This window comes from Cryobacterium sp. Hh11 (genome assembly GCF_004404045.1).
Classification (GTDB): domain Bacteria; phylum Actinomycetota; class Actinomycetes; order Actinomycetales; family Microbacteriaceae; genus Cryobacterium; species Cryobacterium levicorallinum.
Map to the genome: position 1 here is coordinate 1 of NZ_SOHF01000023.1, position 13,020 is coordinate 13,020.

Consider the following 13,020-nt stretch of genomic DNA (forward strand, 5'->3'; position numbering starts at 1 on the left):
TCGAAAACATGAAAACAGCTAAAGTCGACGTTTTCATCGTTGAGGCCGCTATCGACGAGAGCGATCGCGACTGTGTCTCGAACCGCCGGCGTGATCGATGCCGATGAGCAACCTATCAACAGAAGGGCTGTGACGACAATGATTGACGTCGAAAGGAACGCGGGGCGTCTGCGGGGACCCCCTCGGAGAGAGGTCAAAACATGCGTTGCGTTGACTTCACGCGCGGAACAATTACCCCGGGCAGCGGTTCATTAAATGGCTGGTCTCGCAGGCGATACGATCCACCCGCCCATTTTCGAAACATCATTTTCCCCCCGATGCTCACGAACCAGATGTCGTGTGAAACTCAGATTGGCGGAGATAACTCGCGGCGTCAACTCCATCCGGAAATAGTCAACGGAATTTTCATGTGGGCGACGATTAAGCGGCTATTTGAGTTCCGTCCTCGCCCAGCATGGGCATCTCTCTTTTTTCGATGTCGGTGAGTACTGAGTATTTGAGGACTTGAGCACCCACTCAATCGTGCGGTTCAGCACCTACCGGTATCAGTCCCTCGACCGTGCGCGACAGTCTGTCATTTACAGCCATGCCGACTTCTACAGATCCGACCATCTCGTCATTCAGTGGGCGAAACCCTGACGCCCGACGAGCGGGTCCAACTACTCCAAATCGTCAAAGGGACGGGGACGAGCAGCTCCGACTGAGAAGGTTCCACTCCGCGCTTGTGGGCACGCCGAGGGGCGCCGTCCCTTGGTTCGTCAGCTCGCGGAGGATCTCGATGTCGCTCCTGGCACCGTCGCTAAGGCGTACAAAGTGCTTGAATCCGAGGGCTACCTCACTGCCCGCACTGGCGGAGTAACCCGGGTCAGCCGGAGCACAACGACGTCGCTCCCAGTGCTGGAAGCCCCTCGCCAACTTGCCAAGACCAGCACCCGTGCAGGCACTGGCCTGGACGGCACCATCCGCATCCTCCGTGCGATCTCGCACGAAGAATACTCCGAACCGGGACCGACCTGATGCGCTCTCAAGGCTGCCCGCACCCATGGAGATCCCCTCTACTCTCGAGTCTTCCACACATAGAAATGCCTGTTCCAGGTCGACCAGGCTGCCCCAGTTCTCACGACTGTGGTGTCTCATAACTGACCTGTTTCGTATCGCACGAGATACAAGACCCTNTGGGTTTTGACACACTTCGGTTACGAGCGACCGTGCCTCCGCGGCGTTGTGTGGATCGAAAACAGGACTGTTTTCCTAGCAGACACGTCAGGCTTACGATTCTCAGTGAGATAGGAACTGCTCCATTGCTGGCGGCCAGGCGCGATTTAGATATAGCCATTTCACTGAAATCGTAAGGCGGAGACACGTCCGGCTTGGGTCCGGCGTTCTCGGCGGATATTCGGGTGGCCAGGTAAAATGGAATGGCGTCCATTAATTTGGTTTTTTGCCTCTCGTCGACATGGTTATCGTGATCGGCCTCCTGCGAAGCTGAGCGGCGGATGCGTCTCAGCCCGGTCGCCCCAGCCGATGCCGCCGCCCTCATTGAGATTGGCGAAGTGGGCCTCGTGGCTATCAGCAAGTCCTTTTCGTGCCGGCCGACCTGTCAACGCTCCTGCTGGCACCCGGTGTGTGGGGCGATTGCGTCACCGTTTAGGACTGTTAGATCAGCTCGGCGTAGTGTCCGCACTGGCTTCCTGAGATGGCGGTGACGGCGTCTCTTTGCGCGGGACGATGAGTAGTTCCGAAATGCGCCGGCGATCCATCGCCGTGACCTGCAGACTGATGTCGTTGAGGTGGACGACATCACCGGTCCGCGCGAGACGTCCGAGCCGTTCGATCACGAAACCGGCTACGGTATCGGACGCGCTTACGGGCAACCGCACGCCGGTCACCTCTTCAAAGTCCTGGAAATTGAGGCGACCGTCAAGTACCCCTCCCTCTGACTGGAGGTCGCCTACGGGAGACTCGGTGTCGTACTCGTCGAAGATTTCGCCTACAACTTCCTCTACGAGGTCCTCGAGGGTGACGATGCCGTCGGTTCCGCCGTACTCATCGACGATAACGGCGATCTGATGTTTTTCTGCTCTCATCATCGTGAGAGTCGGGAGCACACGCGCGGTCGCGGGGAAGTACAAGATAGGACGCATGATTTCGCGAACCTGCGTGTCGGGATTCTTTGCGATCATCTCGTAGAGGTCGCGCACGTGGACAAAGCCGACGATGTCGTCGATGGTGCGATCGACTACCGGGTATCGCGAATACGGCAGATCATGCACCTCGGTAAAGACCTCGCGAATGGGTACCGTGCCGTCCAGGGCTGCGACTTCGGGACGAGGACGCATAATCTCGCTGAGCTGGCGGTGCCGCAAAGAGAGCACGTCGTCGAGGATCCGCCGTTCGTCTTCGGGTAGCCCCTCATGGCTTGAAACGATGTCTCGCAGTTCCTCCTCGGTCATCTCCTCACTGGTTTTGTGTGGGTCTCCGCCGAGTAGACGCACGATCACGTTCGTCGACCTCGACAGCAGCCAGATAACCGGGCGCATCGCGATCGCAAACCCATTAAGTGCGGGCGCGACTGCATAGGCGAACGCTGAGTTGCGCTGGATCGCGAGACGTTTGGGGGCGAGCTCACCGAGCACCAGGGACAGATACGCGATCACTAGGGTGAGCGCGAGCGTGGCAACCGTAGCAGCGAGCGCTCCATTGAGGCCCAGAGCGACGAATAACGGGGCTACCGATGGGGCGATTGAGGCGGCCCCGTAAGCGGCGGATGCAAACCCGGCTACAGTAACGCCGATCTGTACGGCTGCGAGAAACCGATTGGGGTTGCGCGCCAGAGCCGCGACCTTCTCGCCGCGCCGCCCGCGGGCCGCGATTGCGTTGAGTTGGCTATCACGGAGCGTGACGAGCGCCATCTCCGTGGCTGCGAAAACCCCGCCGATCAGAACGAAGATGAGGACGAGGGCGATGTTTAGTACGAGATCGCCGTTCATAATGTCTCGACCGTCGACATGGAGGTCGGGGTCGAGACGCGGGGTCTATGACCGTCGGGAGATGACTCTTGAGGAGTCTGATGCATGCGTACAAGGTACCAAAGGTCTCCGGCAGAAAGCTGGATTTGAGATTGCCCGATTGCGTGTTCCTTACTGGAACGATCATGAGCCAACTGAAGACCGGCATTGCGACGCCTCGTATCCCATGAGTTGCAAGAGACTTGACGCTGAACAAAATTGGCGCGGCTGCAGCCCGATCGCAGGCTCGCTGCTAACTCACCGTATTCGCTCCAGGGACTACCATCATGGGCGATCGTCCATGGTGCAGCACGGCTTGGCTAACGGAGCCTAAGAGCAGTCCGGGGAATCCGCCGAGGCCCCGGGTTCCGAGCACGACCAAGTCGGCGGTTTGCGTCGTGTGAACAAGAACTTCTGCTGGCTTTCCTATGAAGAGATGCGGGCTGGCCTTCACGTCGGGGTACCGTGCTGCGACCGCAGTGATGACGCGGGTCAACTTTGCTAGTTCCTCTTCGTGATAGGGATCCGAATCTTTCACGGGCGGCGACCAACCCAAGTCGCCGACGGGTGCACCTGTCACGGACACCAGTGCAAGTGGTTTGCCGTGGACGCGCGCCATTTCTGCAGCTTCCCATAAGGCGGGGCCCTGCATACCCGAGTCAACCGCGATCACGATTTGACCAGTAAAGGAAAGACCATTAAGTGCGCTTTCCTGCTGCCGCGGTGGGTCTTCGGCATTCACTGCTTCGAAGAAGGTTGGCTGCATCGTGCTCTGTTCGCCGCGTTCGTTGCGGGGGGCACCACGAGTGCCTTGACCGTCTTCCAACTCGGTTGCAGTGGTGTCGTGCCCCTGCGGGACCACGACAGTGGGACAGTGTGAGTGGGCCGCCAGGCCCGATGAGACGCTACCCAACAGTCGCCCGACAAAGCCTTTTCTGCCGCGTTTGCCGACTACGGCCAGTTTGGTGGTTTCGGAATGTTCGACCAGAACGTTGGTGGCATCACCGGACTCAACATGCGCTTCGGTGCGAACGCCTTGATCTTCTGCGCGTTTCGTTGCCTGGTCAAGGACGGCTTGGGCTTCTTGTCTTGCGGCCAGTGCATAGCTCGCTCCGACAATGGGATCCGCGACAAAAGTTGAGGGAAACGTGCTCACTAATCGCAATGACCAGTTGCGAATATTAGCCTCGACAATTGCCCAATCCAGAGCTCTATTGCTGTTCGACGAGCCATCAACGCCAACCAGAATCACATTGTGCATACTCACAGCCTTGCATAGTCGAGGGAAAAGGAGCGACGTTTGTTGCACCATTTCAGGGGTGCCCGTCCGGCCCGACTTCTGTTCTGGCGAACAGTGTCCGTTACACTGGAGGCCTATTCGAGCACTAATTCTCCATAAGATCGAGGAGAGGAAACGGTATGGCCGAGACAATTGTTCTCGCGCTAAACGGCGGCACGGGAAGTCCCGCTGCGCTCGACTGGGTGATTGAGCGTGCCCGCATCCTTCAGATATCTCTGGAACTGACCACTGTCATCGATCTGGCAAGGTTGCCGACGACGATTGCGAAGGATCGGGTTCTTCCTGCTTACGAGCAGATGTTGATGGATTCCGCGAGTCGGGTGAGACGCGACGCGCCCGCCGTGCAGGTGATGACGTCGGTACGACGAGGCGCACCGCTCCAGGAGTTGCTGAATTCCGCCGCTGATGCCGATCTGCTGGTTATCGGTACGCGTGAGGCCGCGGGCTCCCTCTATGGAACATTGCGCCACCAGATCGCAGCCGGGGTGAGCTGCCCCCTCGTTATCGTGCCCACGGACTGGACGCCTCGTAACGGTTCCGTCGTCGTCGGCGTGGATGACGACGAAACCTCTCACCGTGCGGTGGCCTTCGCCGCTCGGGAGGCCGAGCGGCTCGGGCGTGAACTGTCGATCGTGCATGCGTGGCGCATCCCCACCCTGCTCGCTCTCGGATGGTTGAGCGCTGGTGCTAGTTCTTATGACGAGATACGGATGGCGCACGCTGAGGTTCTGGCAGGCGTGGTCGAACGGGTCCGCGCCGAGCATCCGACCCTGGTGGTGCGAGACACCCTCGAACAGGGATCTGCTGCGTTGGTCCTTACGGGTGCGGCGGAGCACGCTGAAATGGTCGTGGTAGGCACCCACGGACGAAGGATGATAGCTGGGCTGTTACTCGGCTCGATAGCTCACGACTTGCTGATCAGTATGCCGTGCCCGGTCGTGGTCGTGCCGCACCCAGCCGACGTGCCTCTGCTCATACCGAACGCCGAGCACGGTAAATAGCGATTCCGCTGGAGCGGCCGGGTTAGCCTTGCCCCCGGTTAGTGGACACGGGTTAAGCGATGAGAGTCCGGCCGAGCTGAAAGCGGGTGGCGATGAGAGTGCGGGCAGGGGAGCCATCAGTGCACTCGCAGCGCAACCCATTCTTCCCCTTCCCGATGTGCTTCGTCGGTATCCGGTCGCACCGCGGGGAAGTTCGCGACTGTCACAGCTCATGAGCGCACTCGACGCTGCGATCAGGAACCGAAACTAGGACCCGAAACCGATCCTGTCGAAACCACGTTTCAATACGGGCCACGTTTGCGGCATCCTTCGCGATGCCCGACCACTGACGTCTCGAAATCGATCGGCGGCTCTGAGCGGCGGCCATGATGGCGGCGGCGGTCCGTACGTTTGGTGGCAGTTCGGCGAGGTTCATTGGCGTTCCAACCGGATATCGGGATGGGGCTGGCGGACCTGGGGCATCCCGAGTAACACAGTTCGGTGGCGGCGTGGGAGGGTCACGGCGAACTCAACTTCGGTGCGGTGCGCCGGGGTGAGCAGGTCAAGTCCGGCTTCGACCTTGCTGATCAGCTGGCGAATGCGAGTGATTTCGGTCTGGGACGGGAACGCTTCGTCGCGGGCCCAGCCCTCCAAATCCTGGGTGGCGAGTAATCTCTCGCGGTTGCGAAGCAGATCAGCGAGGTGGGCGTTCAAGTCCGGCAGGTATGACACATCGGTGCGAAAGTGGTCGCAGCCCACGCAGCGAAATCTGTAGGGACACGCCTGGCCGTCGGCTTAAACGTTGGACGGTTCGGTGCAAACACCGAAGGGGACGATGACCTCACCGACGGCGTCCCGGCGACGCTGCTGTCCGACTTGGTAGTAGTCACTGGTGGTGTCGAGCGTGCGATGATCCATGAGTTCGCGGAGGACATCGATGGCCACCCCGGCGTCGGCGTGGCGCTGAGCAGAGGTGTGCCGATAAGCGTAGAGAACGTCGCGGCTCTTATCGAATTCGATCCCATCGCTGGTGTGCAATACCGGCAAGGCGCTCATCCATGATCGGTGGTGGAAAGCGACGCTGAACGCGGCGAGTGATTTGTGACCGTTGGCGTTCCTCCGGTCGGTGGGTAACAATTTCAGATCGCACACCGGTGTGTCTGGGGGCGGTCGCGAACCTACACCTGTTGGGCGATGGTCACGTCGGCGGTGGTGGAACTGATGGGGTGGTGAGTCCCAACGCGCGAATCGTCGTGAGCACGAAGCGGACCTCACATGTGATTCGGATCCGAGCGTCGGTGCTGATCTTTCCCGTCGAGACGAGGTAGGCCAAGCGGTTCAGGAACGAAACGATGTCTGTCCGGCCCAACGCGGCGGGTATCACGCCGGTGTCGGGACGCTGTCGCAGTCGCAGCGACTGTGACAGCATGCGTGCACCATCGCGCGCGACCGCACGCGTCTGCCGACCTGTTCAGTCGCATCGTGCCGCAATTGCGCCCGTAAGTCGGACGGCGGAATCAACCGCGGTGTCCCCGACGAACGGGTTTGGTTCGTCAGTGTGCGCAAGCCAGACGTCTTCCGGGCTCCTGATACGGTGAACGGAACTTAAGCGAACGGGGAACTTATGAGTAGGGGAACGCTCTTCGCAGCTGTCGCAGCTCTGGCTGTGATCTTAACCGGTTGTTCCTCGATTGGGCCTCAGGCGAATATTCCGGCTCCAGCGGTTACTTCAACGACCACAGATGAGAAAGGGGCGAGCCTTGAGGCTCGTGCCACGCCGGACCATTTGGTTGTGTCTGCGAGTAGTATCCAGGTCGTCTTGGACGATGGAACGAAGGGTGATGAGTTCGGTTATTTCGAACCCATTGAACCTGTGGTCGCTGCGCTCACGGCTATATTCGGGGGAGAACCCGTCATGACTACCTATGAAGGCATCCCCTCGGTTGACTACGACTGGAGCGGAGTGTCGATCGGCACGGACGGGCCTGCGCAACGTCCCACCAACCCGGCGATCATCATGCACGTCACGGCGGCAGAGGTCCACGGAATAGGAATCGAGACCGTTGACGGCATTCAAGTCGGTGATCCAGTAGCTGTTCTAGAAGTTGCCAATCCCTCACATCGTTGGCAGCGTGATGGCGTAGAGGAATTGGTGATCAAGGTGAATTCGGTTCCTGTCACCCCTGAGGACAACGAACGAACGTTTTCCGTGGAACTCAGGTCTTGTCCTTCTGACGGCCCCGTAACCGAGTTTGCTGCCCCAATGAAGAACTTTGAATAATGACCTATTGGCCGCCTGTATGCATTACCGATAGCGAGCCGTTGTAGTCGCCTAAATCTGGCAACGCCCAGCGGGACGTTTCGTGTTGACCAGGAAGATCGACCTCCCGGCTGCGTGATCGGATGATCGGGTGATCGAACCACGGCGACGACAGTCAGCACGCCAAGCGCCACCACTGGGTCACGCTTCCGAGGCTAGGCCGGGAGAAGAACTAGCCGGGGGACACGATCAACTCCGTGCTGCTTTCATCCAAATAGTGACATTCCAGTTTTACAGGCCAGAGAGAAAAAGTTCTTGAAGCGGTGCGTTCAAGCACGGCCTGACCGGTATTTTCTGAGAAATAGCACTGTGCTAGTGAGGGTTTCGCGCCTTCTCGGCGGCAGCGATGGGCGGGTCGCAGAGCAAGGCGCCGGCGATGAGGAACGCGGTCAGCCCAGTGTGTGCACGCTTCGGCTCTTGCCTGATCGAATCGAGTGTTGCAGCGTCGGCTGGACTACGCCGCCGACGATGGACAGGATGCTGCCAGCGACATGCCGAGAATGGGCACGGATACTGCTTCGGTGAGGGCTGAGCGACCTGTCCAGTCGCGCTGCCTGCCTGCGTGCTGCAGCGTGCGATGGGTGATGAGGTCGCTGGGAAAAGGAAGCGCGGACCCTCGGGAGAACATCGCTGTCAGCCAGCGTAGATAGTAGGGCAGGCGGCGACGCTGTTGACCACGGCGGCGACTATGAGACAGGCCACGCTTCCGTCCCCGGCTGAGGTGAGTGCGGCGAGTTCATCGGATATGAACGCAAGCTTGTGGCGACCCTGCAGAAGAAACCTTCCGTTTAAGCCAAGGCTCCAAACCGCAGGGTTACGAGATGCTGTGTTCGGCAGGTCCGCAACGCCAAAAGTTCGATTGAGTGTGGGCCCGAATAGATCAAGAACTTGGCCAAAATTGGCTCAGACTGCCGGCAACACCGGAACCGCCGGTAACACCGTCTGCGTGAAGTCGGTTCGGACTCTGCGCGGCGCTGTCCCCGATGACGGCAATTGGTTGGCGCTGCATGTGCTGGCAACGGCATGCCGCCAGGGGAGGGGGCTATGTTGGGTGGGAGATGCAAGCGGCATCGGAGTTGGTTGAGGTACCGCCGGTCCGGACCGCTCATTACGAAGGAGATTCAATGTCGAATCAAGCTCATGAACCGTGCGCAACAGGAGATCTCGAGGTCCGCAATCTGTCCGATCATGAATGGCGTGTGGGCGATCGCCGCTGCCACGAAAGGTCACCCGAGAAGGTGCTCGGTTACATCGAAAAACGAGGTTCTGCTTTTGAAGTCATGAACATAGAGGCGCCGAGACGGCACGTCATGTTCGATCATTTCGAGTCGGCGGTCGCCTCGTTTGCGTCAGTCTCCCCGACTTAGATTTTATCCACGGCGTTGACGCCAACTCGCCGATTCACTCAGCTCCGGGCACGAAACCCTGATGTGTTCACGCTGCGAGGTCCAGATGAAGCAGGAGCGGCTCGGTCCAAGCTGTCCCTGGCTGCCAAGCAGCGTGCGTATCAAAAATGAGACTAACTTAACTTAGATGAGACAGGACATGACGGGAGCCCTATTCGGCAGATTCTGCAATAACCACTTTACCTGTTGACATAATCGACATCATCGGTCATATAGGGTGGGATTGCAGATGGTGTATAGATAGCATCTGCTGTGGCAAAACCTTAGGTTAATGACATGTCACCAACCACCCCCGGACTGCGGGCATACGAGATTTCCATTCGTTCGGACATCACTGAACTTGTCGGGCAGCTGCGCGAGCTCCTGGGCGCACAACTGGTGGCTTACCTGGGGTCCGTCACGGAAACCCGGGCCGTACGGCAGTGGGCCGAGGGCACCCGCAAGCCACCGGCCGAGGCTTGCTTACCAGGTCGCCGGCCTGCTCACCGAGCGGGACCATGCGCGGGTCGTCCAGGCCTGGTTTCAGGGGATGAACCCCCAGCTCGAGGACACGGCGCCGGCGCGGCTCATCCGTGAGGGCAACCCAGACGAAGTCGGTCCTCGCGTGCTGGCCGCTGCGCGCGCGTTCGCTGCCGTCGGATAGTGGAGATCACTTCGGACACCGCCAACCGTCTGGCCGTTCGCACCGACCCCGGTGAAGTGTGGCGGATTGGGTACGGGCCAGAACCGTGGGACTGGGTCGACTGGGCTCACGCCATCGACGGACGATTCAACCCGCGCTGGGACGCACTCGACTCGGCCTACCGCACGATCTACACAGGCTCGAGCCTGTTTGCTTGCCTCGTCGAAGTGCTCGCCCGTTTCCGCCTTGACCCCCTCTTTCAGACTGACATGGTGGGCATTGATATTGATGAAGTGGAGCCGCCCTCTATCCGACGGTGCCAGTTGGAATCGTGGACGAAGCCTGGCTCCGTGTCCGCAGGGCCTCGCACGCGAAGTTGAGTGGGAGGTACTAAGCCTCAATACCGTTCAGTTAAGTACTTGAATGGTGATTTCTGGCTCGTGGGCGGGTTGTGGCCAGTGGGCGTGGTGGAAGCGTTTGGCGGGCCATTTCGAGACTTTGCGTTTGATGACGCGAGGGTTTGATCGTCGTCGGCGCGCGGGATTCAGCCTCCGGACGAGGGCGCGGACCGCATGACGCCAGACTGCTGTGGCGTGGTCAGGCTGCGGAGGGGGAAAAAGCTCCCTGTGCCACGGAGCGGCGGGCGATGCGGAGTGCGGCAACGAAGGAAACCCGGTCAGGGTCGCGGTGAGCGTGCTGGGCAGCGTCGACCATGAGGGTGCGGATCGCGTAGTGGCAGCACAGGTGGCCCCAGATTTCCTGTTTGACCAGGTCGGGGGATTTGGAACGCATCACCATGCGTGGGCCGCGTTGGTGGGTTTTCAACTCGTCAAACACCGTCTCGATCTCCCACCGTTCGGAATACACCGTCGCGAGTTCCTCTGCCGAGGCCTCGGCCGAATCCAGGATCGTGGTCAGCAGCCGGTAGGAGTCAGGATTGTCGCGTCCGTCGTCGATTGTGTAGTCCACGACCCGCACGGTCAAGGGTGTTGTCGACTGCCGCCCCGTGCCGGAGGTCGGAATGATCGTTGCCAGCCAGGACCCGTCAGCGAGGGTCTCCTGGTACCGAGGGCGGAGGTTCGTCTTGACCCGCCAGAGCAGATCAGCACCCGTCGCTGCCGCCTGCGCCCAGAGCCGGAAGCCGTAGAAGCCGCGGTCGGCCAGGACCAGCATTCCCGGCTCGAAGCGGGCAGCGAGCTCTCGGGAGAGCTCAATTTCCGACGTCGTGCACGGGCCCATCACCGCGTCCAGAATCGCATGCGTCCCGCACTCAGCCAGCGCCACCAGGCGCGCTTGCGGGAAAGCGGATTGTTCCCCCCGACTGACCGGCGGGCGGCCAAAGAACTCCGCATTCACCACGCTATCCGCCAGATCCAGGATCGTTCCATCGATGGACATCAAACGCCGCCCAGCCAACCACGACCCCGGCGTGTCAGGCCCAGCCAGCGGCCGTGCAACACGGGCAAACAAGTCCCGCACCGGTTCAAACCCCAGCCGCCGACGCGCCTGAAAGATGGCCGACTTCGACGGCGGCGCAAACATCTCGGACCAGCCGGTTGACCACGACAGCCCATCCGTCAGCTGAGCAAACACATCCTCATAGGACGCTTCGGCATACAGGCCCATCCCGATTGAAAAATACGCCATCACCCGCGCCGGCAACGCCCGATTGCGCTGCTCGGTCCGGCCCGCGGCCTGAACCACCTCGTCAATGACATCAGCAGGAAATACACGGGTCAACAAACCCACCGACACCAAATCCGACAACCGACGGTCAGAGACCGGTTTCACCCACCCTGTACGCGCCATAACCACAACGTAACACGAAAATGCTTAACTGAACGGTATTGAGGTTTAGGGAGTCCGGCGCGAATTCCGGTACCGATCCTCCTGAGAACCCAACACGTATCCTTGATCGAACAAGCCGGTGTTTGGCCTGCCGCGGGTATTTCGGACAGCGGAATTAGTGGATTCTTCTACGCTGCCAATGCTGGCTGTTGATAACCGTAGTGGACTTCATTCGGCCGGCGGTAACCGAGAGCGGAGTGCCGGCGTCGACTGTTGTAAAACCCTTCGATATAGCGGATGACGTCGCTGCGAGCTTGTGATTTCGTGGCGTAGGCGGTGCGGTACACGCGCTCATTCTTGAGCATGGAGAAGAAACTTTCGGCCATGCTGTTGTCCCAGCACACGCCGGTCCGGCCCATCGAGGACCGCATCCCCAGGCCGGTCACCAGAGCCCGAAATTCGGCCGAGGTATAGACGCTGCCGCGGTCGGAGTGCCAGATCGCGTCAGGCTCAATCAGGGTCGTCGCGGCGGCGTTCCGGAGGGCGTCGGCGACGAGTTCGGTGCGCATGTGGTCGGCGATGGACCACCCGACGACCTTCTTCGAATAGCAGTCGATGACGGTGGCCAGATAGATGAATCCTTGCCAGGTATGGATGTACGTAATATCGCCGACGAACTTCGCTGCGGGACGGTCGGCGGCGAAGTCGCGTTTGACGAGGTCGGGCATGCTCGCCGCCGCCTCGGCATCGGCCTCCGTCGTGATGCGGAAGGGCCGTGGTTGGCAGGCTACGAGGCCGATCTGGCGCATGAGCTGCCGCACCAGCTCGGGCGAGCACTCGGTCTGCTCCGCGGCGAGGTCGGCGTGGATTCGGCGGTATCCGTAGGTGCCGTCGGACTCCTCGAAGAAGTGTTGAATGCGGGAGATTAGGGCCTCTCGGCGGGCCGCAGTTGCGGACTGCGGCCGGATTGCCCAGTGGTAGAGACCGGACGTGGAGACGGCCAGCCAGAGGCACATTTTCACCACCGAATTGTGGTTGGTGGGCTCAGATTTTTGGGAGTCGATGTATTCGTACTTGCTCACTACCGCTGCTCCCGCGCGAAGTAAGCGCTGGCTTTTTTCAAGAAAGCGGTCTCCGCCCGCAGCTCGTGAACTTCCCGCTCGAGTTCCTTCAACCTGGCACGTTCCGACACAGTCAAGTCCACTTCCGTGCCGCCGTTAGCCTCACGATATTTGTTGAGCCAGTTCCGGAGCGTCTCCGGGCCGACGCCGTACGCGGTGGCGACGTCCTTGATCGGCTTGGAGGTATTGATCACCTCGCGACACAGCTCGTCTTTGAACTCCTGAGTAAATTTTCTCCGCGCTGCGGTCATGCTGATCTCTACTTTCAGTGATCCCTCATTTTAAGAGGGCCCACTGTCCGAGATATCCGCAGCAGGTCAGTTGCGACGACCGGTTGAATCCGGCCTGGCTTCCCGCGTTGGAGTGGTGGTTCATTCAATCGTTTTGGTTGCGATGGCTGGCTATAGCTGTTAGTCATGAGGTGAACGTGCAGGACCGCTTCCGGTCGCTGCTTTGGAGAGCGGGAAGATAGGGA

The 13,020-nt window shown here is 60.1% G+C and carries 10 protein-coding genes; 4 read left to right on the top strand and 6 right to left on the bottom strand.

The annotated features are described in order from the left end of the window. The first annotated feature begins 813 nt into the window (after positions 1 to 813). Positions 814 to 1,017 carry a hypothetical protein gene (locus tag E3T46_RS10815; protein WP_241977958.1) on the top strand — a complete coding sequence of 68 codons (204 nt, stop codon included), beginning with the start codon at positions 814 to 816 and terminating at the stop codon, positions 1,015 to 1,017. A 644-nt stretch (positions 1,018 to 1,661) separates the two neighbouring features. On the opposite strand, the gene E3T46_RS10820 is transcribed toward E3T46_RS10815, so the two are convergent. Together E3T46_RS10820 and E3T46_RS10825 are read right to left on the bottom strand one after the other, a co-directional pair. Continuing rightward, positions 1,662 to 2,990, bottom strand: coding sequence for a hemolysin family protein (locus tag E3T46_RS10820; RefSeq protein WP_134578565.1), 1,329 nt, complete (start codon positions 2,988 to 2,990; stop codon positions 1,662 to 1,664). Between the two features lie 271 nt (positions 2,991 to 3,261). Continuing rightward, positions 3,262 to 4,269, bottom strand: a complete 1,008-nt coding sequence (locus tag E3T46_RS10825) for a universal stress protein (protein ID WP_166790244.1) — start codon at positions 4,267 to 4,269, stop codon at positions 3,262 to 3,264. Positions 4,270 to 4,427: 158 nt separating this feature from the next. Here E3T46_RS10825 and E3T46_RS10830 point away from each other — a divergent pair, with 158 nt between their 5' ends. Then, positions 4,428 to 5,309, top strand: coding sequence for a universal stress protein (locus E3T46_RS10830; protein WP_134578567.1), 882 nt, complete (start codon positions 4,428 to 4,430; stop codon positions 5,307 to 5,309). A gap of 411 nt (positions 5,310 to 5,720) precedes the next feature. Here the strand turns inward: E3T46_RS10830 and E3T46_RS10835 are convergent, their stop codons facing one another. Further along, positions 5,721 to 6,047, bottom strand: a complete 327-nt coding sequence (locus E3T46_RS10835) for a transposase (RefSeq protein WP_134578568.1) — start codon at positions 6,045 to 6,047, stop codon at positions 5,721 to 5,723. A gap of 36 nt (positions 6,048 to 6,083) precedes the next feature. After that, positions 6,084 to 6,344, bottom strand: a complete 261-nt coding sequence (locus tag E3T46_RS10840; protein WP_134578569.1) for a hypothetical protein — start codon at positions 6,342 to 6,344, stop codon at positions 6,084 to 6,086. Positions 6,345 to 7,107: 763 nt separating this feature from the next. Between E3T46_RS10840 and E3T46_RS10845 the strand changes: the two genes are divergently transcribed. After that, positions 7,108 to 7,569, top strand: coding sequence for a hypothetical protein (locus E3T46_RS10845; protein ID WP_134578570.1), 462 nt, complete (start codon positions 7,108 to 7,110; stop codon positions 7,567 to 7,569). A 1,163-nt stretch (positions 7,570 to 8,732) separates the two neighbouring features. Next, a complete protein-coding gene (locus tag E3T46_RS10850) occupies positions 8,733 to 8,975 on the top strand; it encodes a hypothetical protein (RefSeq protein ID WP_134578571.1) in 243 nt (80 codons plus the stop codon). 1,258 nt (positions 8,976 to 10,233) lie between these two features. Here the strand turns inward: E3T46_RS10850 and E3T46_RS10865 are convergent. Together E3T46_RS10865 and E3T46_RS10870 are read right to left on the bottom strand one after the other, a co-directional pair. Continuing rightward, positions 10,234 to 11,445: an IS4 family transposase gene (locus E3T46_RS10865; RefSeq protein ID WP_134578573.1), complete on the bottom strand. Its 1,212-nt coding sequence runs from the start codon at positions 11,443 to 11,445 to the stop codon at positions 10,234 to 10,236. A 167-nt stretch (positions 11,446 to 11,612) separates the two neighbouring features. Next, positions 11,613 to 12,796, bottom strand: a protein-coding gene (locus tag E3T46_RS10870; protein ID WP_134578574.1) for an IS3 family transposase whose coding sequence is annotated in 2 segments (ribosomal slippage) — positions 11,613 to 12,535 and positions 12,535 to 12,796 — 1,185 coding nt in all. Because the reading frame shifts where the segments join, the coding sequence is not laid out codon by codon here. Between the last annotated feature and the right edge of the window lie 224 nt (positions 12,797 to 13,020).

What these genes read in the sequence shown, in the direction of transcription:
- E3T46_RS10830 (WP_134578567.1), top strand. Translation starts at nt 4,428, where the DNA reads ATGGCCGAGACAATTGTTCTCGCGCTAAACGGCGGCACGGGAAGTCCC.
- E3T46_RS10825 (WP_166790244.1), bottom strand. Translation starts at nt 4,269, where the DNA reads ATGCACAATGTGATTCTGGTTGGCGTTGATGGCTCGTCGAACAGCAAT.
- E3T46_RS10840 (WP_134578569.1), bottom strand. Translation starts at nt 6,344, where the DNA reads ATGAGCGCCTTGCCGGTATTGCACACCAGCGATGGGATCGAATTCGAT.
- E3T46_RS10850 (WP_134578571.1), top strand. Translation starts at nt 8,733, where the DNA reads ATGTCGAATCAAGCTCATGAACCGTGCGCAACAGGAGATCTCGAGGTC.
- E3T46_RS10820 (WP_134578565.1), bottom strand. Translation starts at nt 2,990, where the DNA reads ATGAACGGCGATCTCGTACTAAACATCGCCCTCGTCCTCATCTTCGTT.
- E3T46_RS10865 (WP_134578573.1), bottom strand. Translation starts at nt 11,445, where the DNA reads ATGGCGCGTACAGGGTGGGTGAAACCGGTCTCTGACCGTCGGTTGTCG.